This window comes from Nissabacter sp. SGAir0207, assembly GCF_005491205.1.
GTDB lineage: Bacteria > Pseudomonadota > Gammaproteobacteria > Enterobacterales > Enterobacteriaceae > Chimaeribacter.
Map to the genome: position 1 here is coordinate 3,802,058 of NZ_CP028035.1, position 25,004 is coordinate 3,827,061.

Below are 25,004 nucleotides of genomic sequence, written 5' to 3' on the forward strand. Positions count from 1 at the left end.
ATCAGGCGCTTGATCGATGCTAGGATAACCCACGGGATTTGCCCTGACAGGACGAATCAGCTTTCACATAATGGACGACAGTTTGCGTAAATCTCCCTCTTTCAGCCCGACGCCCCTTCCCCCCTTCCGACCTGCGCAGGGCACGCTGCGCTGCCTGCTGGCCGCCGGGCTGTGGGCCGGTGCGTTGCTGGCGTCGCCCGCGCTGCACGCCGAGGACAACAAGCAGCAGCTGAAGTCCCTCCAGCAGGACATTGCCGAGAAAGAGAAGCAGGTGCAGCAGCAGAAACAGCAGCGCAGCACCCTACTCGACCAGCTGCGGGCGCAGGAGAAGATCATCGCCCAAGCCAGCCGGCAACTGCGGGAGACGCAGGGCGTCCTGAGCGCGCTGGAGAAGGAGATTGCCGGGCTGAACGCCTCCATCCGCACCCTGCAAAAGCAGCAATCCAGCCAGCAGAGCATTCTGGCGCAGCAGCTCGACGCCGCCTTCCGCCTCGGCCAGCACAACGGCGTGCAGCTGATCCTGAGCGGCGAGGAGAGCCAACGCAGCGAGCGGGTGCTGGCCTATTTTGGCTACCTGAATGAGGCGCGCCAGAAGACCATCAACACGCTGGCGGAGACCCGCTCCGATCTGGCTGATCAGCGCAAGTCCCTGAAAGCCAAGCAGGAGCAACAGAGCCAGTTGCTGGCCCAGCAGCAGACACAACAGCAGACGTTGGAGCAGGCGCGCGTCGGGCGGCAGAAAACCCTGACCTCGCTGGAGGCGTCGCTGGAGAAAGATCAGGCGCGGCTGGCGGAGTTACGGCAGAACGAAACCCGCCTGCGCGACCAGATTGCCCGCGCTGAACGTGAGGCCCGCGCCCGTGCGGAGCGCGAGGCGCGCGAGGCCGAGAAGGTGCGCGCCAAAGAGCAGCAGGCGAAGAAACGCGGCAGCAGCTACAAACCCACCGAGAGCGAACGCTCGCTGATGGCACGTACCGGCGGGCTGGGCCGCCCTTCTGGGCAGGCGCTCTGGCCGGCTCGCGGGCGGGTGATCCACCGCTTTGGCGAGCCGCTCCAGGGCGAACTGCGCTGGAAAGGGATGGTGATCGCTGCCGCCGAAGGCAGCGAGGTCAAGGCCGTCGCCGATGGCCGCGTGCTGCTGGCGGACTGGCTGCAGGGCTATGGCTTGGTGGTGGTGGTCGAACACGGCAAAGGCGACATGAGCCTCTATGGCTACAACCAGAGTGCGCTGGTCAATGTCGGGCAACAGGTCAAGGCCGGGCAGCCGATTGCGCTGGTCGGCACCAGCGGCGGCCAGGGACAGCCGGCGCTCTATTTTGAAATCCGACGCCAGGGACAGGCGGTAAACCCACAGCCGTGGTTGGGAAGATAAGTCGTGGTACAACGAGTATGGAAGAGTAAGAAACGTCACCTCGCCGCAGCTCTGAGCACCCTGCTGCTGGCATGTTCCGCCCACGCCGGGAAGTTGTCGATTGTGATTGATGACGTCGGCTACCGGCTCCACAACGAAAATCAGGTCTTGCAGATGCCGCTGCCGGTCACGGTCGCCATCCTGCCCAACGCCCCGCACTCCCATGAGATGGCGGTGCGGGCGCACAATCAGGGGCGCGAGATCCTCATTCACATGCCGATGGCACCGCTGAGCAAGCAGCCGCTGGAGCGCGACACCCTGCAACCCTCCATGAGCCGCGACGAGGTGCAGCGCATCATCCGTCAGGCGGTGGCCAACGTGCCCTATGCCGTCGGCATGAATAACCACATGGGCAGCGCCATGACCTCCAGCCTGCCAGCGATGCAGAACGTGATGCAGGCGCTGAGCAGCTACCGGCTGTTTTTCCTCGACAGCATGACCATCGGTAGCAGTCAGGCGACGCGCGCCGCGGCGGGCACCTCCGTCCGCGTGATTAAGCGGCGGGTCTTCCTGGATGACGTGCAGAGCGAGGCGGAGGTGCGCCGCCAGTTTGAGCGCGCGGTGCAACTGGCGCGCCGCAACGGGTCGGCAATTGCCATCGGTCACCCGCACCCCACCACCATCCGCGTGCTCCAGCAGATGTTGCCGACGTTGCCCAAAGACATTGTGCTGGTGCGCCCGAGCGATCTGCTGAACGAACCGGCCTCTGCTGGGCAGTCGCCAGCCGCCGCGCCGCCGAAAGTGGCCCCGCCACCGAAAGCGCAGCCGCGCAACCCGTTCCACGGCGTGCGGCAGTGCCGGGTGAAACAGCCACCGCAGCCGGTCTATGCTGACGCGATGCTGAAAGCCATCGGCGAAAGCTTGATCACCTCTGACGCCCTGCGCTTTATCAACCGCGAATGGGCGCAGTGGCAGGCGCTGGATCTGGTGCCGGACGCCACGCCAGAGACCGCTGGCGACCGTTGATGCCTGCCCCGCCCCCACCAATCAGGGGGCGGGGTAGATCCGCCGAATTTTCTCCCACTGCTGTTTGAGTTTGTCAGCCAGGGTCATGGTTTCCGTGCTGGCGTACCACGCTTTCAAATATTTCAGGAACGAGTAGAGCACCGCATAACTGCCGGTCACCACGCCCACTTTTCCCTCCCGCCATGCCCCGCTGAAAAAATACCACTTAAACAGTGCCCCGATGGCGCTGGCGATACCGCGCCACAGAGAGGGCGTGATCGGTTTATATTTCACCAGCCGGGTGGTGTAGCTGTTCGCCTTAGTGAACACCTCATGGAGGGAGTAAAAGGTATCGTGGCGCACGGAACCCGGAATGATCTCCGTGCGGCTAAAGCCCTCGGCGGCGTCATCCACCGGCTGGTCGTTGAAGCGCACCACATTACGGTGGAACAGCCGAACCGGAAAATCGGGGGAGGAGACGGGGTAGATCGTCCTGACTGGCTGGCCCAGCACAAACCAGTGACGGCAAAGCCGCCAGGCAGTGTGGGGGTCTGGGTTAGGCACCAGCTTGAATTGCAGTAGCCAGCACAGGGCCTGCGCGTCCATGATCTCATCGCTGTCCATGCACAGCACCCAAGGGTGGCGCGCGCGCTGGATGGCGAGATTCATCTGTCGGCCATGCGTCTCATAGGGGGCGTGGTGCGGCTCGCACCCCAGCTCGCGGCAGATGGCCAGGGTATTGTCGCTGCTGCCGGAATCCACAATCACAATGTCATCGGAGAGCGTTAACAAGGGCGTTAATACTTCCCTGATTAATCGCTCTGAATTATAAGTCAGTACGCAAATGCTTAATTCCATGATGTTTTATCTCCCTCCTGCTGGAATGAGGCTCCTATATAGGAAGCAGAGGGGGGAAATCAAATGCCCCGCGCCAGATGTTTGACGCGGGACAAGGAAAGGTAAATTAATCCCAATTCAGGATGACTTTGCCAGATTGGCCGGAGCGCATGGTGTCAAAGCCCTGCTGGAAGGCATCAATCGGGAACTGGTGGGTAATGATGGGGCTGAGATCCAGCCCGGACTGAAGCAGCGCCGCCATCTTGTACCAAGTCTCGAACATTTCGCGCCCATAGATCCCCTTGATAAACAGCCCCTTGAAGATCACCTGGTTCCAGTCGATGGACATTTCCGAGGGCGGAATGCCGAGCAGCGCGATGCGCCCGCCGTGGTTCATCGCCTGCAACAGCGAGCGGAAGGCGGGCGGCGCGCCAGACATCTCCAGCCCGACGTCAAAGCCCTCGGTCATGCCCAGCTCGGCCATCACCTCCGACAGGCTCTCGCGGCTGACGTCCACCGCTCGCGTCACGCCCATCTGGCGCGCCAGCGCCAGCCGGTACTCGTTCACATCGGTGATCACCACATGGCGCGCACCAACGTGCCGACAGACCGCCGCCGCCATAATGCCAATCGGCCCCGCGCCGGTGATCAGCACATCCTCACCCACCAGATCAAACGACAGGGCGGTGTGCACCGCATTGCCGAAGGGATCAAAGATCGCCGCCAGCTCATCAGGAATGTTGTCCGGGATTTTGAAGGCGTTGAAGGCCGGGATCACCAGATACTCGGCAAAGCAGCCGGGCCGGTTGACGCCGACGCCCACCGCATTGCGGCACAGGTGGGTGCGCCCGGCGCGGCAGTTGCGGCAGTGGCCGCAGGTGATGTGTCCCTCGCCGGAGACGCGGTCACCGAGGCTGAAACCGCGCACCTCCTGCCCAATCGCCACCACCTCCCCCACATACTCATGCCCGACCACCATCGGCACCGGGATGGTCTTCTGCGACCACTCATCCCAGTTGTAGATATGTACATCCGTGCCGCAGATGGCGGTCTTGCGGATTTTGATCATCAGGTCGTTATGGCCCAATACCGGCTCCGGCGCGTCGGTCATCCAGATGCCGGTCTCTGCTTTCAGTTTGGCGAGTGCTTTCATAACCGCTCCTTAGTGAATCACGCCCAATTGCTGGCCGATGCGGGTGAACGCCGCCACCGCCTGCTCAATCTGCTCGGGGGTATGCGCCGCGGACATCTGGGTGCGAATGCGCGCCTGCCCTTTGGGCACCACCGGGTAGAAGAAGCCGGTAACGTAGATGCCCTCTTGCTGCAATGCCGTGGCGAACGCCTGCGCCAGCGACGCCTCGCCCAGCATCACCGGGATGATGGCGTGATCCGCCCCGGCCAGGGTAAAGCCCGCCGCCTGCATCTGCTGGCGGAACTGCGCCGCGTTCGCCCACAGCCGCTCGCGCAGCGCGCTGCCCTGCTCCAGCATCGTCAGCACTTCCAGCGAGGCGGCGACAATCGCCGGGGCCAGCGAGTTGGAGAAGAGATAGGGGCGCGAGCGCTGGCGCAGCCACTCCACCACCTCCCGGCGCGCCGCGGTGTAGCCGCCAGACGCCCCGCCCAGTGCCTTGCCCAGCGTGCCGGTGATGATGTCGACCCGCCCCATCACCCCGCAGTACTCATGGGTGCCACGCCCCTGCTGGCCGACCACGCCCACGGCGTGCGAGTCATCAACCATCACCAGCGCCTGATACTCCTCGGCCAAATCGCAGATGCCCGCCAGGTTGGCGATCACCCCATCCATCGAGAACACGCCGTCGGTGGCGATCAGGATATGGCGTGCGCCCTCGGCCCGCGCCTGCTCCAGACAGTCGCGCAGCGCCGCCATGTCATTGTTGGCGTAACGGTAGCGCCGCGCCTTGCAGAGCCGCACCCCGTCGATGATGGAGGCGTGGTTGAGCGCATCGGAGATCACCGCGTCCTCCGGCCCGAGCAGTGTCTCGAACAGCCCGCCGTTGGCGTCAAAACAGGAGGAGTAGAGAATCGCGTCCTCCATGCCAAGGAAGGCCGCCAGCCGCTGCTCCAGTGCCTTGTGCTGATCCTGGGTGCCGCAGATAAAGCGCACCGAGGCCATGCCGAAGCCGTGGCTCGCCATGCCAGCTTGCGCGGCGGCAATCAGGTCAGGGTGGTTCGCCAGCCCAAGGTAGTTATTGGCGCAGAAATTGAGGAGCGGCGCGCCCTCCGCCAGCGTGATCTCCGCCTGCTGGGCGCTGGTAATGATGCGTTCGCTCTTGAACAACCCTTCGTTCCGGGCGGCGGCGAGCTGCCCTTCCAACTGCTGGTAGAAAGATATCGACATGCGGTTATCTCCGGGAATGGCCATTTTTAAAGTGATATTACGGGCGGATTGGCGGAATAACGATGCAGCCGGGGCAGGAAATGTCACTTTTGCAGCATAGTTCACGGCAATCACGCCGTTGGCCACGGCCAATCCGGCAGATTCGGCCGCTCACCCGCTGCTTGCCGGGGAGTGAAGTGCTATGATATTGCCCATTAAAGCGCGGGGCATGGTGCCCCGCCGGAAAGACGCATAAAGGTAAACCCCATGATTATTGTCACTGGCGGCGCCGGCTTTATCGGCAGCAACATCGTTAAATCCCTGAATGATATGGGGTACCGGGACATTCTGGTGGTGGACAACCTGAAAGATGGCACCAAGTTCGTTAACCTGGTGGATCTGGACATTGCCGACTACATGGACAAAGAGGATTTCATCGCCAGCGTGCTGGCCGGTGATGACATGGGCGATATCGACGCCGTTTTCCATGAGGGTGCCTGCTCCTCCACCACCGAGTGGGACGGCAAGTACATGATGGACAACAACTATCAGTACTCCAAAGACCTGCTGCACTTCTGCCTGGAGCGTGATATTCCGTTCCTCTACGCCTCCTCCGCTGCCACCTACGGCGGCCGCGATGGCAACTTCATTGAAGAGCGCCAGTACGAGCAGCCGCTGAACGTCTACGGCTACTCCAAGTTCCTGTTTGACCAGTACGTGCGTGAGATCCTGCCGCACGCCAACTCCCAGATCTGCGGTTTCCGCTACTTCAACGTCTACGGGCCGCGCGAAGGGCATAAAGGCAGCATGGCGAGCGTGGCCTTCCACCTCAACAACCAGATCAAGGCTGGCGACGCGCCAAAACTGTTCGAAGGCAGCGAAGGCTTCCAGCGTGACTTCATCTACGTCGGTGACGTGGCGGCGGTCAACCTCTGGTTCTGGCAGAACGGTGTCTCTGGCATCTTCAACTGCGGCACCGGCCGTGCCGAGTCCTTCCAGGCCGTGGCAGATGCGGTGGTCGGCTACCACAACGCCGGCGGCGTCGAGTACATCCCGTTCCCGGAGAAGCTGAAGGGGCGCTACCAGTCGTTCACTCAGGCAGACCTGACCAAGCTGCGCGCGGCTGGCTATGACAAGCCGTTCAAAACCGTGGCGGAAGGGGTAACCGAGTACATGGCCTGGCTGAACCGCAGCGCCTAAGCCCCCGCCATAAGGAACTGACGCGGTATGAAAATCCTGGTTATCGGCCCCTCCTGGGTAGGCGACATGATGATGTCGCAGAGCCTTTACCGTACCCTCAAGGCCGATCATCCCTCCGCCCAGATTGACGTGATGGCGCCCGCGTGGTGCCGTCCGCTACTCGAGCGGATGCCGGAGGTCAACGAGGCGCTGGCGATGCCGCTCGGGCATGGGGCACTGGCCCTTGGCGAGCGCCGCCGGCTGGGCGTGTCGCTGCGCGATCGCGGCTATGACCGTGCCTATGTGCTGCCCAACTCCTTCAAATCGGCGCTGGTGCCGTTCTTCGCCCGCATTCCGCAGCGCATCGGCTGGCGCGGCGAGATGCGTTACGGCCTGCTGAACGACATCCGCACGCTGGACAAGGCCGCCTTCCCACTGATGGTGCAGCGCTACGTGGCGCTGGCCTATGAGGCGAAGCGCGTGCAGAGCTGGAAAGATCTGGCCCAGCCGCTGCTGTGGCCGCGGTTGCAGGTGGCGGACCATGAGATCGCCACCGCCTGCGCCGCCTTCAACATTCCGGCTGACCGCCCGCTGATTGGCTTCTGCCCCGGTGCGGAGTTTGGCCCGGCAAAACGCTGGCCGCACACTCACTATGCGGCGCTGGCGGAGAAGCTGGTGGCCGAGGGCTATCAGGTGGTGCTGTTTGGCTCCGCCAAAGATCACGCCGTGGGCGAGGAGATCCGCGCCGCGCTGGGCGAGCAGGCCCAGTCGCACTGCCTCAACCTGGCCGGCAAGACGCAGCTGGATCAGGCGGTGGTGCTGATTGCCGCCTGCCGGGCCGTGGTGAGCAACGACTCCGGCCTGATGCATGTGGCGGCGGCACTTGATCGCCCGCTGGTGGCGCTCTACGGCCCCAGCAGCCCGGACTTCACGCCGCCACTCTCCAAGCAGGCCAGGGTTATCCGCCTGATCACCGGTTACCACAAGGTGCGCAAGGGGGATGCCGAACAGGGCTACCACCAGAGTTTGATCGACATTACGCCTGAGCGGGCCTTTGCCGAGCTGGATGCCCTGCTCACCGCAGGCGAGGAGAGTTAATGCACGTTTTGATTGTTAAAACCTCATCCATGGGGGACGTGCTGCATACGCTTCCGGCCCTGACCGACGCCATGACGGCGCTGCCCGGCATCCAGTTTGACTGGGTGGTGGAGGAGGCGTTCAGCCAGATCCCCTCCTGGCATCCGGCGGTGGACCGGGTGATTCCGGTCGCCATCCGCCGCTGGCGTAAAAACTGGTTCGGCGCCGAGACCCGCCAGCAGCGCTGCGACTTCAAGCGTGAGCTGCAACTGCGCCACTATGACGCGGTGATTGATGCCCAAGGGCTGATGAAGAGTGCCGCGCTGATCACCCGTCTGGCACGTGGCGAGAAGCATGGGCAGGACGTCGCCAGCGCCCGCGAGCCGTTCGCCAGCTGGTTCTTCAACCAGCGCCACGACATCAACAAACGCCAGCACGCGGTGGAGCGCACGCGCGAGCTGTTCGCCAAAAGCCTCGGCTATCCGCAACCACAGGGCCAGGGCGACTACGCAATTGCCGCCCGCTTCCTGCGCGAGCAACCCGCCGATGCCGGGCACTATCTGGCCTTCCTGCACGCCACCACCCGTGACGACAAGCACTGGCCCGAAGAGCACTGGCGCGCGCTGATCGCCCTGATGGAGCCGACTGGGCTGCGCATCAAACTGCCGTGGGGCGCGGAGCATGAGCACCAGCGCGCCCAGCGGCTGGCCGCCGGTTACCCCCACGTGGAGGTGCTGCCAAAGCTGACGCTGGAGAACGTGGCGAAAGTGCTGGCCGGCGCGCGCGCGGTGGTCTCGGTCGATACTGGCCTCAGCCACCTGACCGCCGCCCTCGACCGCCCCAACATCACGCTCTACGGCCCCACCGACCCCGGCCTGATTGGCGGCTACGGCCAGAACCAGATCGCCTGCCGCCCCACCAGTGGCAACAGTATGGCGGATATCAGTGCCGCCCAGGTGTATGAACAACTGAAAACGGAGCAGCTGATCAGTGGGCACCCTCTTTAAACAGATCTACCGCTACACCCGCCCCCGTCCCTATCGCCACAATGAAAACCTTTGGCCCTACATGAAGATAGGCCGGGCGGCCTCTGGTGACATTACTTCATTGATCTATAAAGGCCAGCGCGTGCCGCTGGCCGACCTCAGCGCCCTGCGCGCCAGTTGCAGCGGTTCGCTGCTGCTGACGGCCACTGGCCCCTCGGTGCGCGATATCCGCTTCAAAACCCCCGCGCCAGTGCCCGCAATGGGCGTCAACGGCGCGTATTTCTTGCAAGAGAAGGTCGGCTTCCGCTTCTATGTGGTGGTCGACATGGGGTTCTTTGACCAGAAGCGGGAGATTATTGCTGACGTGATCCGTGACCCGGCGTTGACGCTGTTTACCACCGCCCACGGCATTGCGCGGATTCTGGATAGGCATGGCCTAAGTGCGGTGCGCTGCACGTTGGCGCTGATTGAGGATGCAGCCTTCAAAATCTACCAGCCCAAAATTGAGGCTGGTGCGTTGCAGGCGGCCTACGGTGCGCATCCCGCGGCCCACTTTGCGCCGGGCCGCCCGGATATTGGCTTCAGCACTGATATCCGCATCGGTATTTTTGACGCCGGCACCGTGGCGTACTGGGCCTTGCAGATCGCCGCCTATCTGGGATTCCAGGAGATCTTGATCGCCGGGCTGGATATGAACAATTTCCACCAGCCCCGGTTCTATGAAACGGAGGAGAACAAGCAGCCCTCTTATCTGGCCAGCAGCCTGACCACCCTGATCCTGCCGGCGTTGGCCCATGCCAGTCAGGTTCTGCAACAGCGGCAAACCCGGGTGATAAATCTCTCACTGAACAGCGCCATTGATGGCACCATCTTTGAAAAGGCTGATTACCATGCCCTCTTTGCCTAGCCGTCTCTCCTTGGAGCGACTATGTTTTGCCTTTTTCGGCTCGTTTCTCTTTTTTAGCGCCATTTTTTGCAGCTACACCCGCGTCACCAACCTGTTTCACCTGGCTGCCGCCTGCTTCTTAGTGATGCTTTGGCGTCGGCCACTGTTTCGCCAGGATTTGTGGGCTAACCCGCGGTTGAAAACCGGGCTGGTGATGGCGGCCCTCTATCTGGGCTATTACAGCCTGAGCAACCTGTGGACCACCAACCCGCTCAATATTGAGTCAACGCTGAAGCATGGCCTCTACATGCTGTGCTTTTTAAGCATGGCCGTAGCCATGCTGAATGGCCGCTACCGGACGCAGATCTACCTGGCTATCGGTGTCGGGTTTACCATGCTGGCGCTGTTTTTGATGGGGATTGATTACCAGAACATCATGAGCAACCGGCTGATGTCGCTGCAAAGTCCGGGGCCACAGAATGTGATTGATGTGGGCGGCTATTTTGCCGTGGGTGTCCTGCTCTCGCTGATGGTGTTCCGCGATACCGGTCGCCATGCGGTGCTGGTGCTGACGCTGGTGCTGTTGGTCGCGCTGATGCTGACCCAGAGCCGTGGGCCATTGATTGCGTTGGGGCTGTCCCTGCTGATGACTTCCCACCTGGGCATTTTCACCCGCCGCAACATGCTGGTTGGTGGGCTGCTGCTGGCCATTCTGGTGGCTGGCTTTGCCCTGACCGGGATGGGCGCGGTGATGGTGGAGCGCTTCGAGGAGCTGGCGGTACAGGTCTATCTGCGGCTCAGCATCTGGCACCACTCCCTGCACCTGATTAGCCAGGCACCCTTCTTTGGGCATGGTTTTGATGCGCAACTGCACTTCACCAACTACAGCGGTGAATTTATCACCACCACCCACAGTCTCTATCTGGGGGCGCTGTTGAAAGGGGGCATTGCCGGGTTCATCACGATGCTGTTACTGGTGGGTTATGGTTTGCGTTGTGCATTGCGCTGCGTCCGCGAGGAGAGACGGCCAGAAGCCGCCATGTTTTTGTTCATGCTGATCTTCTATCTCTCCCAAGGGATGTTCAATATCGGCAATCCAGGGGAGTTCTGGTATCTGTTCTGGTTCCCGTACGCGGTGATGATGACCAATCCGCGTAGCACGCCAGCGCTGCTTAATCCCGCCCAAGGCTGACCAAACGGGGCGCACCCAGCGCCCCGCCATGCTTACCTCTGCGGCAGCAATGCCGCAACCTTCTCAAATACCTCATCGGCACTGATGATGCAGAGCGGCTGGCGCTGCTGCGCTGGCGTCAGGTTTTTGGTGGACAACGGCACCTGGATTACGCGATGCAACGCCGGATCCTGATAGGGGCCGGTATGGGCGGGGTTGGCGGTCACAAACAGGCTGACGGTCGGGGTTTTCAGCGCTATCGCCAGATGCAACGGCCCGGTGTCGCCAGTCACCATTACATCCATATTCTGCATGATGCCCAGCAGCGCCTTCAGGCCAGTTTTATTGATATGGCTGACCACCTGCTCCCGCTCCGGCGCGGTCAAGCCAGCCAGGAACTGCCGCTCCAGCTCCGACTCTTTTTGGGTACCAATCAGCACCACCTGATAGTCCGGGCCAAGGGCAATCAGCCGTTTCGCCAGCGCGATAAAGCGCTCCACTGGCCAGCAACGCAGCACGCCAGAGGCACCCATCTGGAAACCAATGATGGTTTTGCCGGGCGTTTTCACCAATGCCGGAAATGGCACAGGAATCACCATCTCGTGGTTATCGGCATCGCAGCCAAGGCGTCGCACCAGCTCAAGCTTGCGCTGGATCAGGTGGCCGTCATAACGCACAAACGGGTTTGCCAGCCACTGCTCCAGCCCACAGGGCTTGCCGCCGTAAATATCCTTCAGGATATATTCGCAGCCCGCCAGCACCGCGCTCAACACATCATAAGGCGGTTTGGCATGCAGGATGATCGCCAGTTCTGGCCGGTGGCGACGCAGTTGCTTCACCACGCGGAAGATATCCCGTACCTTCTCATCCCAATACACCACGTCATCGAAATAGTCGCTCTCTGCCACCAGCCCACGGTTTTTTTCACTGGAAACCAGCGTGATGAAGGCATCAGGATAGCGCGCCTTGACGGCCCTGATCGCCGGGGTGTTGAACATCAGGTCGCCCAGCGCCGTGGTGGAGTAGATGACGATGCTACGGAATGATTGGTCAGCGCTCAGGGTGCGGGGGTCTTTCAGCCGACGGCTCACCGCCACGTAGCCTTGCAGGAACAGGTTCGTCAGGGTGGTTTTCCACTTCTTTGCCATGATCAGTTCCGCACCTTACCCAAGGTGGCGTCGTAATACTCCGCCAGCGTCATGCCCTGAGTGCGTTCACTCAGCCAGCTAAACAACGCCTCCAGATCGCGGTACAGCCCCTCAATCTCTTCGTCGTTTTTGAAGGTCGGGCTGCCGCCCGGCATAAATTCAGAGGAGTGCAGCATAAACTCCACGTAATCATTCCCTTCAGCCAGCGAGCGTTCCGCTACGGCTTTCATCGTGGCCAAATTGCCGCCAGAGGGGCGCAGCCAATGCACTGACGGCGAACGCTGCTTGCCGCGCAGGGCGTCATACCCCTGTTTAAGGCGGTTCATCACCCCGGAGTGCTTGTACTGGATGCTCATCGGCACCTCGAGCAGCGTGGAGCGGCCGGGGCGGGAGATATCCTGCGGATCAATAAAATAGGCAGAGGTCGGGAAGTGGCGATAGTCGCTGCCACCCTGCCCGGCCGGGTCGCCGGGGGAGAAGCGCCAGTTGACGCGCGGCGTGACCGAGCAGTCCACCTGATAGCCATACTCCAGCAGCAGCGAGGCATACAACTCATTGAATGCCCAGCGGCCAGCGCGGTGGCTGCGCATCTTGGTCTGGAAACTATCCTCAAGCAATTTGGTCATATGATCGACCTTGGCGCGGATCTGGTCGGCCGGGTACTCAATCAGGTAGGGCTTGTGCCGCCAGTCATCCTCGGTCAGTGCCACGATGGGCGGGTTGTTCCAGGCGTGCAGGTGCATCCCCACCTCGCCCTGACCACGCGCAATCACATCACGGGCAAACTCAACGTACCCTGCATCCATCGCCATCTCATAGTTGGTCAGGTACACCGGCTTGAAGCCGTACTTCTCACACAGCGCCTGAAAACGGGGAAGGTAGTGGGTGTTCTCCGTGGTAATCCGATCGTGGTTCTGCCACAGGTTGTCGCCTTCGGTGTCGATGGTGATGAGAAATGCAGGTTTGGTCATAATCAATCAGCTAGGTGAATACAGATGTGTCCATGTTACGCAGGCCAGCAATCTAGAGCAAATGGCAATGAAAATCCGGCTGACAGCCGGGCTAACACCTTGAAGTGTAGCCACATGGCGGGGGCTGATTTAGAATCACCCACTGGCTTCCTCACTAGCGACGCAAGATGAACAACGCGGCACTCCTCCTCTCCCAGACCCCGGTCAGGCGCATCCTGATCATTAAGCTCCGTCACCACGGTGATATGTTGCTGACCACCCCGGTCATCAATACCCTGCATGACCACTACCCGCAGGCGGAGATTGATGTCCTGCTCTATCAGGAGACGCGCGACATGCTGGCCGCGCACCCGTTCATCCACGCGATAGTGAGCATTGACCGGCAGTGGAAAAAGCTGGGCGCGCGCCGACACATGCTGAAAGAGGCCGGCCTGATCCGCCAGATCCGCGCGCGGCGCTATGATCTGGTGATCAACCTGGCGGATCAGTGGCGCAGCGCGGTGATCGCCCGCCTGAGTGGGGCACCGTTGCGGGTGGGCTTCGACTTCCCGAAGCGCCGCCATCCACTCTGGCGCGCTTGCCACAACGTGCTGGCGTCCACTGAGGGCCACCGGACGATGCACACGGTGGAGCAGAACCTCTCCATCCTCGCGCCGCTGGCCATCGCGCCGCTCAACACGCAGGTGACGATGGGCTACACGCCGGAGGATGCGGCGACAGTGGGCCGCCTGCTGGCCGAGCAACAGGTGGGAGAGAGGTACATCGTGGTGCAGCCCACCTCACGCTGGTTCTTCAAGTGCTGGAGTGAGGAGAAGATGGCCGAGACGCTGCGCGCGCTTCAGGCCGATGGTCACCGCATCGTGCTGACCTCGGGGCCAGATGCCAAAGAGCAGAAGATGGTGGCGCAGATCCTGGCGCTCTGCCCGGCGCCCGGCATTGTCTCGCTTTCCGGCCGCCTGACACTGCCGCAGCTGGCGGCGCTGATTGACCGGGCAATGCTGTTTATCGGCGTCGACTCGGTGCCGATGCATATGGCCGCGGCGCTTGGCACCCCCTGCATCGCCCTGTTCGGCCCCTCCAAACTGACCTTCTGGCGGCCGTGGCAAGCCAAGGGCAAGGTGATTTGGGCCGGCGATTACGGTACGCTGCCCGACCCGGACGCGATCGATACCCGTACCGATGAGCGCTACCTGAACCTTATTCCGACAGACGTGGTGATCCACACCGCGCGGGAACTGCTATGACCTCTTTTCGTTTGGCGATCGTACGCCAAAAATACCGCCCGGATGGCGGTGCAGAACGTTTTGTCGCCCGCGCCCTGGAGGCGCTGGAGAACCAGAACCTCGATTTGAACGTGATCACCCGCGAGTGGCAAGGTGAGACGCGCCCGGAGTGGCATATCCACCTCTGTAACCCGCGCAAGTGGGGGCGCATCAGCCGCGAGCGTGGCTTCGCCGAGGCCGCCCGCGCCCTGTGGCAACAGGAAAAGTTTGATCTGGTGCAGAGCCATGAGCGCATTGCTGGTTGTGACATCTACCGCGCCGGTGACGGCGTGCACCACCGTTGGTTGCAGCAACGCGCCCGCCTGCTGCCCGCCTGGCGTGGCAAGCTGCTGTTCGCGGATCGCTACCACCGTTACGTGATGGCGGCAGAGCGCGCCATGTACGCCGCGCCAGAGCTAAAGGCGGTGATCTGCAACGCCGAGATGATTAAGCAAGAGATCGTGGCGGACTTCGGCGTGCCGCCGGAGAAGATTACCGTGATCTACAACGCCATCGACAGCCAGCGGTTCGTACCAGCAGAAGAGGCAGCCCGGCTGGCGTTGCGGCAGAAACTCGCGATCCCAGCGACCGCGCACTGTTTGATCTTCGTCGGCTCCGGCTTTGAGCGCAAAGGGCTGGCGGCCGCCATTGAGGCGCTGGCTGGCACTGACAGCTACCTGCTGGTGGTCGGCAAGGATAAGGATGAGAAACGCTATCAGGCGCTGGCGCAATCCCTCGGCTGCCTGCACCGCCTGCGCTTCCTTGGCGTGCAACAGCAGACGTTGCCCTTCTATCAGGCGGCGGATGCGTTGCTGCTGCCAACGCTCTACGATCCCTTCCCGAACGTCATTCTTGAGGCGATGGCCTGCGGCCTGCCGGTGATCACCAGCACCACCTGCGGCGGCGCGGAGTTTATCCGCCAAGGGGAGAATGGCTTTGTCTGCGACGCGCTGGATGTGCCAGCACTGCGCACGGCGATCCGCGCCCTGCCCGCCAGCGCGCTGGGGTCTGAGATGGGCGCGGCGGCACGGCAACAGATACTGCCCGCCACCCCGGCCGCCCTGTCATCCCAACTGATTTCACTCTACACGAGGCTCCTGGACTGAGATGCGCGTACTGATGATGATTGATGGCCTCGCCGGCGGCGGGGCTGAAAAAGTGGTACTGACGCTGGCCGAAGGGATGCAGCAGATGGGCCACGAAGTGACGGTCTTCTCCCTGCGCGATGTCTGTGACTATGCCCTGCCGGCGAATGTTCACTATCAGGTGCTGGCTGACCACAGCCGCGCACCGTGGCGTAAGCTGACCGAGCTGTCACGCCGCGCCGCGATGCTCGATCGCGCCATCCGGGCGGCGGAGAAGCAGCGTGGCCGCTTCGACCTCGCCATCTCCAACCTGCATAAAACCGACCGCATCGCACGCCGCAGCCGCGAGCTGCGCCCCGATCGCCTCTGGTTCTGCGTCCACGGCGTGCTCTCCAACACCTATCTCGGCCACCGCACCGGGCTGGATCGCTGGCTAAAGCAGCGGAAAATTGCACAGGTTTACCATCGCCAAAATATGATCTCTGTTTCACAGGCTGTCGCCGATGATCTGGTGACAAAGCTGGGGCTAACGCTCAAGGCGAGCAAGGTGATCAATAACCCGTTTGATATTGATGCCATCCGCCAGCTGGCCGCTGCGCCGTGCGAGTGGGCGGGCAAGCCCTATCTGGTGCACGTCGGGCGCTTCCACGAGCAGAAGCGCCATGATCGGCTGATGAAGGCGTATGCCCTCTCGGGCCTTCAGGCTCCGCTGATGCTGGTAGGCACCGGCAGCGAGGCGCGCACGGCAGCGCTCAAAGCGCTGGCCGACGCCCTTGGCATCGCCGATCGCGTGGTGTTTATGGGCTTTCAGGCCAACCCTTTCCCGCTGATCAAGCACGCCGCTTTGCTGGTGCTCAGCTCTGACAATGAGGGCTTCGGCAATGTGTTGGTGGAGTCGCTGATCTGCGGCACACCCGTGGTCAGCACCGACTGCCCAGGCGGCCCGCATGAGATTTTGGAGAGCACCGGCATGGCGCGCGGGCTGGCAGAGGTGAATGAGCATTCACTGGCGGAGAAGATGCGCGAGGGCTTTTTACAGCCGCTCCCTATCCGCGAGGAGGCGCTGCAAAAATATGGTATCCGGGCTATCTGCCAGCGCTATTTATCACTGGCCAATGAGTAAATAGAGAGGGCGGGTTTCCCCGCCCTGCTTTCAACCGTTAACCGACTTAATCGCCTGCCAAACCTCTTCCACGCCAATATCCTTGCACTCTCCTGACTCCCCCTGAAGAATATGGTATTGCCCAGACCAAGGGTGCCAGCGCTCTTTATTGGTATCGCCGAAGAAGACCACGGTTTTTTTCCCCAGCGCGGAGGCCAGATGCATTTGCCCACCATCGCTACAAAGAATTAAATCACACAGCTCAAAGCCGCCAATTAATTCCCGTACTGACGCCGTAGGGTAGAGCGCTACGCGGTCAGAGTCACAGCGCTGAATGAGCTGATCGGCACGCGACTGATCGCCAATATCATCAGGCGACAGGGTGCCCTGCGGCGACCAGAATATCAGGACGCCTGCATTCGGCTGTTGCAGCAGGCGGTTAATGATCTCCGCATAGTGCTCCACCGGCCAGCGCCGTTTTGGGCTACGGCTACTGATATGCACGCCATAAATCGTTTCAGCCGCAGGCAACAGGGCCGTTTTGCGCTGCGCCGCCAGGCTGCGCTCTTCGGCGGTGGGGTAGACCTTGACCGCCGGAATCGGCGGCGGCGTGTCACTGAGCGCTTTCAGGTAGCTGAACGTATGCTCAACCTGATGTTTGCCGCTGAAATCCGTATTGCGAAACGGTCGGCGTATTTCCTTGCGCCCCAAATCCGCACCGATGATATTTTTCGCGCCGACCATCCGTGCCAGTTGCAGGCTATATTTACAGGGGGTGGGGTTGGCCAGGATCACCGCATCAAACTTAACCCGGCGCAATTTCATGATAATCGCAAAGCGCTCAAGATATACGCCCAGCGCCGTCTGGTTTTTATCGCGGTGTTTGGCCTTTTTATAGATAAACAGATGATCGACATGAGGATTGTTTTTTACCACATCCTTGCTGACGGAATTGATCAGCAAATAGGTATTGGCGTGTGGATAGGTAGTTTTCACTCCCTCAATTAATGGTGTGGTGCACACCAGGTCGCCGATATTATCACGCCTGATAATCAATATATTTTTCATTGTAACCCCGTGGGCGAAAAGTTTTCGCCTGCCCCAGAACAGTGCCGTTTCGCGCGAGATAGCGCCTTTCGTCGGCAGGTATGATACTATTCGCGCTACCCCATATAAATGAATTTGAAAGAATGTTGCTGCGTTTATATCAGGTATTACTCTACCTCATCCAACCGCTCATCTGGATCCGCCTGCTGTTGCGCAGCCGCAAAGCGCCGGCCTACCGTAAACGCTGGGCAGAACGCTATGGCTTCTGCGAGGGGAAAGTGGTACCCGGCGGCATCATGCTGCACTCCGTCTCCGTCGGTGAGACACTGGCGGCCATTCCGCTGGTACGCGCCCTGCGCCATCGTTATCCCTCGCTGCCGATAACTGTGACCACCATGACCCCGACAGGTTCCGAACGTGTGCAATCTGCCTTTGGCAAGGATGTGCACCACGTCTACCTGCCCTACGATCTGCCCGGCGCGGTCAACCGCTTCCTGAACAGCGTCAGCCCCAAGCTGGTGATTGTGATGGAGACCGAGTTGTGGCCCAACTTGATTAACGCCCTGCACCAGCGCGAGATCCCGCTGGTGATCGCCAATGCCCGCCTCTCCGCGCGTTCGGCCGCTGGCTACCAGAAGATTGGCGGCTTTATGAAGACGTTGCTGCGCCGCATCACCCTGATTGCCGCGCAGAACCAAGAGGATGGCGAGCGCTTTATCGAACTGGGGCTAAAACGCTCCCAACTGGCCGTTACCGGCAGTTTGAAGTTTGATATCTCCGTGACGCCGGAGCTGGCCGCACGCGCCGTCTCCCTGCGCCGCCAGTGGGCGCCGCACCGCCCGGTGTGGATCGCCACCAGCACCCATGAGGGCGAGGAGAGCGTGCTGTTGCAGGCTCACCGTCAACTGCTCACCCAGTTCCCCAACCTGTTGCTGATTCTGGTGCCGCGCCACCCAGAGCGTTTTGACACCGCGAAAGAGTTGACCCAGAAAGCCGGTATGCCCTTTACCTCGCGTAGTAGCGGCGAAATCCCGAACGTCGATACCCAAGTGGTGATCGGCGACACCATGGGCGAGCTGATGCTGCTCTACGGCATTGCCGATCTGGCGTTCGTGGGCGGCAGTCTGGTGGAGCGCGGTGGCCATAACCCACTGGAAGCAGCGGCGCACGCCATTCCGGTGTTGATGGGGCCGCACACCTTCAACTTCACAGACATCTGCAACAAACTGAGTTCGGCCGATGGCCTGATCACCGTCTCCGATGCCAACTCACTGGTCAAAGAGATCACCACCCTGCTGACCGATGAGGATTACCGCCTCTACTACGGCCGCCATGCGGTGGAAGTGCTGCACCAGAACCAAGGCGCGCTGCACCGGGTGCTGCAACTGCTTGAGCCTTACCTGCCGCCACGGAGCCATTGATGAGCGCCAGAAAACGCCTCTCCGTCGTGCTGATTGCCAAAAATGAGGCCGAACTGCTGCCGGAGTGCCTGCGCTCCGTGGCGTGGGCCGATGAGATTGTCCTGCTTGACGCTGGCAGCCACGATGCCACCGCTGACATCGCGCGGCAGGCGGGAGCCAAAGTCTACCAGCACGAGACGTGGGAAGGCTTTGGCAAGCAGCGCCAGCGCGCGCAGTCCTACGCCACCGGCGACTACATCCTGATGATCGATGCGGATGAGCGCGTTAGTGCGCCACTGCGGCAGGCCATTGAACAGGTGCTGCACGCGCCGCAGGAGAACACGGTCTACAGCCTTGGCCGCCGTAATCTGTTCCTCGGCCGCTTTATGCGCCACAGCGGCTGGTATCCCGATCGCGTCAACCGCCTCTACGAGGCGCGCCGCTACCAGTACAACGATCATCTGGTGCATGAGTCGCTGGAGACGCAGGGCGCACGCATCGTGGCGCTGCCGGGCGATCTACTGCACCTGACCTGCCGTGACCTCTATACCTTCCAGCAGAAGCAGCTCGGCTACGCCCGCGACTGGGCGCAACAACGTTACAGCCAAGGGAAGCGCTGCGGTTTCTTCTCCATCCTGAGCCATACGGCCGGCGCCTTCTGCAAGACCTGGCTGCTGCGCGCTGGCTTTTTGGATGGGAAACAGGGTTTCCTGCTGGCGGTGGTCAACGCACAATATACCTTCAATAAGTATGCGACCCTCTGGGCGCTGCACCATACCCAACCAACAGGCGAGTGACCATGAGCACCAAAGCGATTTATCCCGGTACTTTTGATCCGCTGACCAACGGCCACCTCGATCTGCTGGCCCGTGCGTCGTTGATGTTTGATCAGGTGGTGCTGGCGATTGCCGCCAACCCCAGCAAAAAGCCGCTCTTCTCGCTGGAGGAGCGCGTGGCGCTGGCGAAGCAGGCCACGGCCCACCTGCCAAAGGTTGAGGTGATCGGTTTCAGTAATCTGATGGCGCACTTCGCCAATGAGCAGCAGGCCACCATTCTGATCCGGGGCCTGCGGGCGGTAACCGATTTCGAGTATGAGAAGCAACTGGCGGCCATGAACCGCCATTTGATGCCGACGCTGGAGAGCGTTTTCCTGATGCCCTCTGAGCAGTGGTCATTCCTCTCTTCCTCGCTGGTCAAAGAGGTGGCGCGCCACGGCGGCGACATTACGCCATTCGTGACCGCGCCGATCGCCGATGCCTTGGCGCAGAAGCTCGCCTGACTAACGCTGGCAGCGCGGGCAGAAGAAGGTGCTGCGCTGGCCGTGGCGGGCAGACTCAATCAGCCCGCCGCACACCCGGCACGGCTCCCCGGCGCGGCCATAGACCTGCAACTCCTGAGCAAAATAGCCCGGCTTGCCGTCGCTTTGCAGGAAGTCACGCAGCGTGGTGCCACCTTGCTCAATCGACCGCTGCAACACCGCCTTAATGGTGGTCACCAGCAACGCCGCTTCGCTATGCGTCAGGGAACCTGCCGCGCGGTCTGGCGCAATGCCTGCCATAAACAACGACTCGCTGGCATAGATATTCCCCACGCCCACCACCAGTTTATTGTCCATCAGCCAGGGTTTGACCAACGTACGCTTATTGCGTGATTTTTCAAACAGGTAATCGGTAGAGAAGGCATCGTCCAGCGGCTCTGGCCCGAGGTGGGCAAGCACATTGCTGGTCGCCAGATCTTCGCACCATAGCCAGGCGCCAAAACGGCGTGGGTCGGTGTAACGCAGCACGTGGCCGCTATCCATCACCAGATCGACATGGTCATGCTTGCCCGGCTCGCTCTCTTCCGGCAACACGCGCAGGCTGCCAGACATGCCGAGGTGGACGATAATCCAGCCGCGCGTCAGCTCAATCAGCAGGTATTTGGCACGGCGCTGCACGCTGAGCACCGGTTGGTCGCTGAGGGCCTGGATCTCGTCGGAGACCGGCCAGCGCAGGCGGCCGTTGCGTACCACGGCATGGAGAATGGTGTGGCCGGCCAGGTAGGGTTCAATACCACGGCGGCTGGTTTCAACTTCAGGTAATTCAGGCATGGACTCTCCCTTTTTACTGAACTGATAAGCGCCGCCCTCACAGGCGCTGCCCGTGGCGGCCTCATAAAAACAAAAAACCCGGCCAAAGCCGGGTTTTTCATTAATCCACTAAAATTATTTAATTTTAGCTTCTTTGTAGATCACGTGTTGACGGACAACTGGATCGAATTTCTTCAGTTCCAGTTTTTCCGGCTTAGTACGCTTGTTCTTCGTGGTGGTATAGAAGTGACCAGTACCAGCAGAAGAAACCAGCTTGATCTTCTCGCGAACACCTTTAGCCATGATTCAGTTCCTTAATACTTCTCACCGCGGGCACGCAGATCGGCCAAAACCGCTTCGATACCCTTCTTATCAATTACACGCATACCTTTAGCAGATACACGCAGAGTTACAAAGCGCTTCTCGCCCTCAACCCAAAAACGGTGAGAGTGCAGGTTCGGCAGAAAACGGCGTTTGGTCGCGTTCATTGCGTGGGAACGGTTGTTACCGCTCACCGGGCGCTTGCCAGTAACTTGGCAGACTCGGGACATGTCTATTCTCCAAAAATCAAATCAGCTCGAGCTTCGTATAGGATTTGGCCGCCTCGTCAGGCTTTAGAGCCCATCTCAGCAAATTTCACCGGGAAGACTCGTCATCATCAGGTGTAAAAACCCTCATCAGGTTCGAAACCTGCTGAGATAGGCTCTTAACGCCAAACCCAAGATTCTCAAAGGTGGCGTAGTATACGCTCTGAAGCGTATGTGCTCAAGTCCCGAACAGCTAAAGATCCCGAAGGATCGCGAAAAAATGCCCTCAAATCCACCCGCGCTCGGCAAAAGAGACCGATTCGCCGTTGCCGATTACCAGATGGTCCAGCACGCGGATTTCCAGCAATTGGCAGGCTTTTATCACCTGTTCGGTTATTATTCTGTCGGCCTGGCTGGGTTCAGCCTTACCCGACGGATGATTATGAGCAAGGATTAATGCGGCTGCATTCGCCTTCATCGCCTCGCGCACAATTTCCCGTGGATGGACTTCGACATTGTCAATAGTACCAGCAAACATCTCCTCATGGCGAATCAGCCGGTGTTGATTGTCGAGAAACAGAACAAGAAAAATTTCCCGCTCGCGGCCATTCAGCAAATTTTGCAGGTACTCCCTGACCACCTTGGGCGACCGCAGCGCATCCTCACGCACCAGATGGTGAATGGAACCACGGCGCGCCAGTTCTAAAATGGCGCTGAGCTGGGTATATTTGGCCTCGCCAATGCCCGCACAGGCAGCCAGCGAACGGTAATCTGCCCCCAGCAGTGCCGCCAGTGAGCCAAACTTATCCAGCAGCTGCTGCGCCAGCGCCGCGACAGGCATCCCACGGCAACCCGTCCGCAGAAAAATCATCAACAACTCGTTGTCTGTCAGCATCTCAGCGCCATATTTCAGCAGCTTCTCCCGCGGCCGCAGCCCCTCGCCCCATACCATTGCCCTCTCCCTCTGGCGTGTTCCGGCGGCCATCATAGCGATGGCGCAAGGAAAAGCGACGGCATCGCGCCGGTTTTGGGAAGGGCTTCCCAGACTTTTACTTTGCCGCCCGCGGCATCGCTGGCATAGCGGTTCTGCGCGGCGGTTATGCTAAAATGCGCGCTCGAATGGCTAGAAATCGGACAATCATGATGGCTGGACTCTCCGGTAAACATATTGTGCTTGGCGTCAGCGGCGGCATCGCGGCCTATAAATCCCCTGAACTGGTGCGCCGCTTGCGTGACCGTGGGGCAGAGGTGCGGGTAGTACTGACCGAGGGGGCCAAGGCGTTCATCACCCCGCTGAGCCTGCAGGCAGTCTCAGGCTACCCGGTCTCTGACGATCTGCTCGATCCCGCTGCCGAGGCGGCGATGGGGCATATTGAGCTGGGCAAGTGGGCCGATTTGGTGATCATGGCACCGGCCACGGCCGATTTGCTGGCCCGCGTGGCCGCCGGCATGGCCAATGACCTGCTGACCACCGTCTGTCTGGCGACGCCGGCCCCGCTGGCCGCCGCGCCCGCGATGAACCAGCAGATGTACCGTGCCGCAGCCACGCAGGCCAACCTGGCGACGCTGGCCGGACGCGGCGTAATGCTGTGGGGGCCAGACAGCGGCAGTCAGGCGTGCGGCGACGTGGGGCCGGGCCGGATGCTGGATCCGCTGGAGATCGTCGAGCGCGCCGTGCAGCACTTTAGCGCTGTCAAGGATCTGCAACACCTGAAGGTAATGATCACTGCCGGGCCAACCCACGAGGCGCTGGATCCCGTCCGTTTCATCACTAACCACAGCTCGGGCAAAATGGGCTTCGCCATTGCGGCAGCGGCGGCGGCGCGCGGCGCACAGGTGACACTGGTCTCTGGCCCGGTCACGCTGCCGACACCCGCCGGTGTGACACGCATTGATGTCACCAGCGCGCTGGAGATGGAGCAGGCCGTGATGGCGCGCGCCGCCACCCAGCAGATTTTCATTGGCTGCGCCGCCGTGGCGGATTACCGGGCCGCGCACATTGAGCCGGAGAAGATCAAGAAACAGTCTGGCGACGAACTGACCCTCAAGATGGTGAAGAACCCGGATATCGTGGCTGGCGTGGCCGCGATGGCGGAGCAGCGGCCCTTTGTCGTCGGATTTGCTGCCGAAACCCAGAATGTGGAAGAATACGCGCGGCAAAAATTGATCCGCAAAAATCTCGACCTCATTTGCGCTAATGATGTTTCACTTGCCGGGCATGGTTTCAACAGCGATACCAATGCCTTGCACCTCTTCTGGCCGCACGGGGAGACGCGTCTTCCGCACAGCGACAAGGCACTCCTTGGCCAACGTTTACTAGACGAGATTGTCAGCCGTTATGATGAAAAAAATCGACGTAAAGATTCTTGATCCGCGCATTGGCGACGTGTTCCCCCTGCCCGCCTACGCGACCTCCGGCTCTGCCGGCCTGGATCTGCGCGCCTGTCTGGATGCCCCGATTGAGCTGGCACCGGGCCAGACCACCCTGTTGCCGACCGGGCTGGCGATCCATATCGCTGATGCCTCGCTGGCAGCGGTTATCCTGCCGCGCTCCGGCCTTGGCCATAAGCATGGCGTGGTGCTGGGCAATCTGGTGGGCCTGATTGATTCTGACTATCAGGGCCAGTTGATGGTATCGGTATGGAACCGCAGCCAGACCGCCTTCACCATTGAGCCGGGCGAGCGCGTGGCGCAGATGGTGTTTGTGCCGGTGGTTCAGGCGGAGTTCAATCTGGTTGAGTCGTTTGACAGCAGTGTGCGGGGCGAAGGCGGTTTCGGACATTCAGGACGCCAATAAGAACCTGTTCAACATCGCGGGCGACCGCGATATTGCACAGATCCTTACCTAAACACTTCTCCACTCGCACCCGTCGTTTTTACGAAGCCGCTGGTTTTTCCCACCAGCCGGCGCGGGTGTGGGTTTTCGTTTATTACGCCGTTGTTAGCAAGGGTCTATCAGGATATGGCAGCAAGAGAGAGTAAAAGGAACCGGCGCGAAGAGATATTGCAGGCACTGGCCCACATGCTGGAGTCGAGCGATGGCAGCCAGCGCATCACCACCGCCAAGCTGGCCGCGACTGTCGGCGTGTCAGAAGCCGCGCTTTACCGGCACTTTCCCAGCAAAACCAAAATGTTCGATAGCTTGATCGAGTTCATCGAAGATACCCTGATGAGCCGCATCAACCTCATTTTGCAGGATGAGAAAGAGACATTTAATCGGCTTCGTCTGATTTTGCTCTTAATTTTGGGTTTTGCTGAACGTAACCCAGGATTGACCCGCATCATGACTGGCCACGCGCTGATGTTTGAGCAGGATCGGTTGCAGGGACGAATCAACCAGCTGTTTGAGCGCATTGAGACCCAGCTGCGTCAGGTGCTGCGCGAGCGCAAATTGCGCGAGGGCACGGCCTTCAGTAGTGATGAGGCGCTGTTGGTGAGCCAGATTCTGGCGCTTTGCGAGGGGATGCTCTCCCGCTATGTCCGTTCGGAGTTCCGTTACCGTCCGACGCAGGATTTCGAGACCCGCTGGCCGCTGATTGCCAGCCAGCTGCAATAAAAAAGGGC

The 25,004-nt window shown here is 60.8% G+C and carries 26 protein-coding genes; 16 read left to right on the forward strand and 10 right to left on the reverse strand.

What is annotated here, in order from left to right; translation table 11 throughout:
• Nucleotides 1-70 precede the first annotated feature (70 nt).
• A complete protein-coding gene (gene envC, locus C1N62_RS17080) occupies nt 71-1,372 on the forward strand; it encodes a murein hydrolase activator EnvC (RefSeq protein ID WP_137764746.1) in 1,302 nt (433 codons plus the stop codon).
• A gap of 51 nt (nt 1,373-1,423) precedes the next feature.
• On the forward strand, nt 1,424-2,377 hold the full coding sequence (locus C1N62_RS17085) for a divergent polysaccharide deacetylase family protein (protein WP_137765050.1): 954 nt from the start codon (nt 1,424-1,426) through the stop codon (nt 2,375-2,377).
• A 21-nt stretch (nt 2,378-2,398) separates the two neighbouring features.
• Here the strand turns inward: C1N62_RS17085 and C1N62_RS17090 are convergent, their stop codons facing one another.
• From C1N62_RS17090 to kbl, 3 genes are all read right to left on the reverse strand, one after another.
• Complete coding sequence (locus tag C1N62_RS17090) at nt 2,399-3,217, reverse strand: glycosyltransferase family 2 protein (protein WP_137764747.1); 819 nt, start codon at nt 3,215-3,217, stop codon at nt 2,399-2,401.
• Between the two features lie 103 nt (nt 3,218-3,320).
• Nucleotides 3,321-4,346 carry an L-threonine 3-dehydrogenase gene (gene tdh, locus C1N62_RS17095; RefSeq protein WP_137764748.1) on the reverse strand — a complete coding sequence of 342 codons (1,026 nt, stop codon included), beginning with the start codon at nt 4,344-4,346 and terminating at the stop codon, nt 3,321-3,323.
• Between the two features lie 9 nt (nt 4,347-4,355).
• Complete coding sequence (gene kbl / locus C1N62_RS17100; RefSeq protein ID WP_137764749.1) at nt 4,356-5,552, reverse strand: glycine C-acetyltransferase; 1,197 nt, start codon at nt 5,550-5,552, stop codon at nt 4,356-4,358.
• 246 nt (nt 5,553-5,798) lie between these two features.
• On the opposite strand from kbl, the gene rfaD reads away from it, so the two are divergent.
• Genes rfaD through C1N62_RS17125 form a run of 5 tightly spaced genes read left to right on the forward strand, consistent with a single transcriptional unit; the run spans nt 5,799 to nt 10,851 of the window.
• Nucleotides 5,799-6,731 carry an ADP-glyceromanno-heptose 6-epimerase gene (rfaD, locus tag C1N62_RS17105; protein WP_137764750.1) on the forward strand — a complete coding sequence of 311 codons (933 nt, stop codon included), beginning with the start codon at nt 5,799-5,801 and terminating at the stop codon, nt 6,729-6,731.
• A 27-nt stretch (nt 6,732-6,758) separates the two neighbouring features.
• The gene (rfaF, locus tag C1N62_RS17110) at nt 6,759-7,808 is read left to right on the forward strand and encodes an ADP-heptose--LPS heptosyltransferase RfaF (protein WP_137764751.1); all 1,050 of its coding nucleotides are present in this window, start codon (nt 6,759-6,761) and stop codon (nt 7,806-7,808) included.
• Entirely contained in the window at nt 7,808-8,794 is a 987-nt protein-coding gene (gene rfaC, locus C1N62_RS17115; RefSeq protein WP_137764752.1) for a lipopolysaccharide heptosyltransferase RfaC, read from the forward strand. The genes rfaF and rfaC overlap by 1 nt, the downstream gene beginning before the upstream one ends.
• On the forward strand, nt 8,778-9,680 hold the full coding sequence (locus C1N62_RS17120; RefSeq protein WP_137764753.1) for a sugar glycosyltransferase: 903 nt from the start codon (nt 8,778-8,780) through the stop codon (nt 9,678-9,680). Before rfaC ends, C1N62_RS17120 begins: the two co-directional genes overlap by 17 nt.
• Nucleotides 9,664-10,851: an O-antigen ligase gene (locus C1N62_RS17125; RefSeq protein ID WP_137764754.1), complete on the forward strand. Its 1,188-nt coding sequence runs from the start codon at nt 9,664-9,666 to the stop codon at nt 10,849-10,851. Before C1N62_RS17120 ends, C1N62_RS17125 begins: the two co-directional genes overlap by 17 nt.
• A gap of 32 nt (nt 10,852-10,883) precedes the next feature.
• On the opposite strand, the gene C1N62_RS17130 is transcribed toward C1N62_RS17125, so the two are convergent.
• Nucleotides 10,884-11,978, reverse strand: coding sequence for a glycosyltransferase family 9 protein (locus C1N62_RS17130; protein WP_137764755.1), 1,095 nt, complete (start codon nt 11,976-11,978; stop codon nt 10,884-10,886).
• Nucleotides 11,979-11,980: 2 nt separating this feature from the next.
• The gene (locus C1N62_RS17135; RefSeq protein ID WP_137764756.1) at nt 11,981-12,949 is read right to left on the reverse strand and encodes a polysaccharide deacetylase family protein; all 969 of its coding nucleotides are present in this window, start codon (nt 12,947-12,949) and stop codon (nt 11,981-11,983) included.
• 167 nt (nt 12,950-13,116) lie between these two features.
• Here C1N62_RS17135 and rfaQ point away from each other — a divergent pair, with 167 nt between their 5' ends.
• The 3 genes from rfaQ to C1N62_RS17150 are packed head-to-tail and all read left to right on the forward strand — an operon-like array spanning nt 13,117 to nt 16,419.
• On the forward strand, nt 13,117-14,193 hold the full coding sequence (gene rfaQ / locus C1N62_RS17140; RefSeq protein WP_137764757.1) for a putative lipopolysaccharide heptosyltransferase III: 1,077 nt from the start codon (nt 13,117-13,119) through the stop codon (nt 14,191-14,193).
• Complete coding sequence (locus C1N62_RS17145; protein WP_137764758.1) at nt 14,190-15,317, forward strand: glycosyltransferase family 4 protein; 1,128 nt, start codon at nt 14,190-14,192, stop codon at nt 15,315-15,317. Before rfaQ ends, C1N62_RS17145 begins: the two co-directional genes overlap by 4 nt.
• A gap of 1 nt (nt 15,318) precedes the next feature.
• Complete coding sequence (locus C1N62_RS17150) at nt 15,319-16,419, forward strand: glycosyltransferase (protein ID WP_137764759.1); 1,101 nt, start codon at nt 15,319-15,321, stop codon at nt 16,417-16,419.
• Between the two features lie 30 nt (nt 16,420-16,449).
• Here the strand turns inward: C1N62_RS17150 and C1N62_RS17155 are convergent, their stop codons facing one another.
• Nucleotides 16,450-17,466 (reverse strand): glycosyltransferase family 9 protein, encoded by a 1,017-nt coding sequence (locus C1N62_RS17155; protein WP_137764760.1) that lies wholly within the window; start codon nt 17,464-17,466, stop codon nt 16,450-16,452.
• Nucleotides 17,467-17,588: 122 nt separating this feature from the next.
• Between C1N62_RS17155 and waaA the strand changes: the two genes are divergently transcribed.
• Genes waaA through coaD form a run of 3 tightly spaced genes read left to right on the forward strand, consistent with a single transcriptional unit; the run spans nt 17,589 to nt 20,124 of the window.
• Nucleotides 17,589-18,866: a lipid IV(A) 3-deoxy-D-manno-octulosonic acid transferase gene (gene waaA / locus C1N62_RS17160; protein WP_137764761.1), complete on the forward strand. Its 1,278-nt coding sequence runs from the start codon at nt 17,589-17,591 to the stop codon at nt 18,864-18,866.
• The gene (locus C1N62_RS17165) at nt 18,866-19,642 is read left to right on the forward strand and encodes a glycosyltransferase family 2 protein (RefSeq protein ID WP_137764762.1); all 777 of its coding nucleotides are present in this window, start codon (nt 18,866-18,868) and stop codon (nt 19,640-19,642) included. Before waaA ends, C1N62_RS17165 begins: the two co-directional genes overlap by 1 nt.
• A 2-nt stretch (nt 19,643-19,644) precedes the next feature.
• The gene (gene coaD, locus C1N62_RS17170; RefSeq protein ID WP_137764763.1) at nt 19,645-20,124 is read left to right on the forward strand and encodes a pantetheine-phosphate adenylyltransferase; all 480 of its coding nucleotides are present in this window, start codon (nt 19,645-19,647) and stop codon (nt 20,122-20,124) included.
• Here coaD and mutM read toward each other — a convergent pair whose 3' ends face one another.
• From mutM to radC, 4 genes are all read right to left on the reverse strand, one after another.
• The gene (mutM, locus tag C1N62_RS17175) at nt 20,125-20,934 is read right to left on the reverse strand and encodes a bifunctional DNA-formamidopyrimidine glycosylase/DNA-(apurinic or apyrimidinic site) lyase (RefSeq protein WP_137764764.1); all 810 of its coding nucleotides are present in this window, start codon (nt 20,932-20,934) and stop codon (nt 20,125-20,127) included. It lies immediately after the preceding gene.
• 114 nt (nt 20,935-21,048) lie between these two features.
• Nucleotides 21,049-21,216 carry a 50S ribosomal protein L33 gene (rpmG, locus tag C1N62_RS17180; RefSeq protein WP_004392084.1) on the reverse strand — a complete coding sequence of 56 codons (168 nt, stop codon included), beginning with the start codon at nt 21,214-21,216 and terminating at the stop codon, nt 21,049-21,051.
• A gap of 11 nt (nt 21,217-21,227) precedes the next feature.
• Complete coding sequence (gene rpmB, locus C1N62_RS17185; protein ID WP_137764765.1) at nt 21,228-21,464, reverse strand: 50S ribosomal protein L28; 237 nt, start codon at nt 21,462-21,464, stop codon at nt 21,228-21,230.
• A gap of 262 nt (nt 21,465-21,726) precedes the next feature.
• Nucleotides 21,727-22,392 carry a DNA repair protein RadC gene (gene radC, locus C1N62_RS17190; RefSeq protein WP_137764766.1) on the reverse strand — a complete coding sequence of 222 codons (666 nt, stop codon included), beginning with the start codon at nt 22,390-22,392 and terminating at the stop codon, nt 21,727-21,729.
• Between the two features lie 188 nt (nt 22,393-22,580).
• Here radC and coaBC point away from each other — a divergent pair, with 188 nt between their 5' ends.
• The 3 genes from coaBC to slmA all read left to right on the forward strand — a co-directional run bounded on the left by coaBC (nt 22,581) and on the right by slmA (nt 24,996).
• Nucleotides 22,581-23,810, forward strand: a complete 1,230-nt coding sequence (gene coaBC / locus C1N62_RS17195; protein WP_206057758.1) for a bifunctional phosphopantothenoylcysteine decarboxylase/phosphopantothenate--cysteine ligase CoaBC — start codon at nt 22,581-22,583, stop codon at nt 23,808-23,810.
• The gene (gene dut, locus C1N62_RS17200) at nt 23,779-24,237 is read left to right on the forward strand and encodes a dUTP diphosphatase (protein ID WP_168195876.1); all 459 of its coding nucleotides are present in this window, start codon (nt 23,779-23,781) and stop codon (nt 24,235-24,237) included. The genes coaBC and dut overlap by 32 nt, the downstream gene beginning before the upstream one ends.
• Before the next feature lie 165 nt (nt 24,238-24,402).
• The gene (gene slmA / locus C1N62_RS17205; protein WP_137764767.1) at nt 24,403-24,996 is read left to right on the forward strand and encodes a nucleoid occlusion factor SlmA; all 594 of its coding nucleotides are present in this window, start codon (nt 24,403-24,405) and stop codon (nt 24,994-24,996) included.
• The last annotated feature ends 8 nt before the right edge of the window (nt 24,997-25,004 follow it).

Bases quoted from the DNA above. Each gene is read 5' to 3' on its own strand.
- envC (WP_137764746.1), top strand. From the start codon at position 71: ATGGACGACAGTTTGCGTAAATCTCCCTCTTTCAGCCCGACGCCCCTT.
- tdh (WP_137764748.1), bottom strand. From the start codon at position 4,346: ATGAAAGCACTCGCCAAACTGAAAGCAGAGACCGGCATCTGGATGACC.
- kbl (WP_137764749.1), bottom strand. From the start codon at position 5,552: ATGTCGATATCTTTCTACCAGCAGTTGGAAGGGCAGCTCGCCGCCGCC.
- rfaD (WP_137764750.1), top strand. From the start codon at position 5,799: ATGATTATTGTCACTGGCGGCGCCGGCTTTATCGGCAGCAACATCGTT.
- rfaF (WP_137764751.1), top strand. From the start codon at position 6,759: ATGAAAATCCTGGTTATCGGCCCCTCCTGGGTAGGCGACATGATGATG.
- rfaC (WP_137764752.1), top strand. From the start codon at position 7,808: ATGCACGTTTTGATTGTTAAAACCTCATCCATGGGGGACGTGCTGCAT.
- C1N62_RS17125 (WP_137764754.1), top strand. From the start codon at position 9,664: ATGCCCTCTTTGCCTAGCCGTCTCTCCTTGGAGCGACTATGTTTTGCC.
- C1N62_RS17130 (WP_137764755.1), bottom strand. From the start codon at position 11,978: ATGGCAAAGAAGTGGAAAACCACCCTGACGAACCTGTTCCTGCAAGGC.
- C1N62_RS17135 (WP_137764756.1), bottom strand. From the start codon at position 12,949: ATGACCAAACCTGCATTTCTCATCACCATCGACACCGAAGGCGACAAC.
- rfaQ (WP_137764757.1), top strand. From the start codon at position 13,117: ATGAACAACGCGGCACTCCTCCTCTCCCAGACCCCGGTCAGGCGCATC.
- C1N62_RS17145 (WP_137764758.1), top strand. From the start codon at position 14,190: ATGACCTCTTTTCGTTTGGCGATCGTACGCCAAAAATACCGCCCGGAT.
- C1N62_RS17150 (WP_137764759.1), top strand. From the start codon at position 15,319: ATGCGCGTACTGATGATGATTGATGGCCTCGCCGGCGGCGGGGCTGAA.
- C1N62_RS17155 (WP_137764760.1), bottom strand. From the start codon at position 17,466: ATGAAAAATATATTGATTATCAGGCGTGATAATATCGGCGACCTGGTG.
- waaA (WP_137764761.1), top strand. From the start codon at position 17,589: ATGTTGCTGCGTTTATATCAGGTATTACTCTACCTCATCCAACCGCTC.
- C1N62_RS17165 (WP_137764762.1), top strand. From the start codon at position 18,866: ATGAGCGCCAGAAAACGCCTCTCCGTCGTGCTGATTGCCAAAAATGAG.
- coaD (WP_137764763.1), top strand. From the start codon at position 19,645: ATGAGCACCAAAGCGATTTATCCCGGTACTTTTGATCCGCTGACCAAC.
- mutM (WP_137764764.1), bottom strand. From the start codon at position 20,934: ATGCCTGAATTACCTGAAGTTGAAACCAGCCGCCGTGGTATTGAACCC.
- rpmG (WP_004392084.1), bottom strand. From the start codon at position 21,216: ATGGCTAAAGGTGTTCGCGAGAAGATCAAGCTGGTTTCTTCTGCTGGT.
- rpmB (WP_137764765.1), bottom strand. From the start codon at position 21,464: ATGTCCCGAGTCTGCCAAGTTACTGGCAAGCGCCCGGTGAGCGGTAAC.
- radC (WP_137764766.1), bottom strand. From the start codon at position 22,392: ATGGTATGGGGCGAGGGGCTGCGGCCGCGGGAGAAGCTGCTGAAATAT.
- coaBC (WP_206057758.1), top strand. From the start codon at position 22,581: ATGATGGCTGGACTCTCCGGTAAACATATTGTGCTTGGCGTCAGCGGC.
- dut (WP_168195876.1), top strand. From the start codon at position 23,779: ATGATGAAAAAAATCGACGTAAAGATTCTTGATCCGCGCATTGGCGAC.
- slmA (WP_137764767.1), top strand. From the start codon at position 24,403: ATGGCAGCAAGAGAGAGTAAAAGGAACCGGCGCGAAGAGATATTGCAG.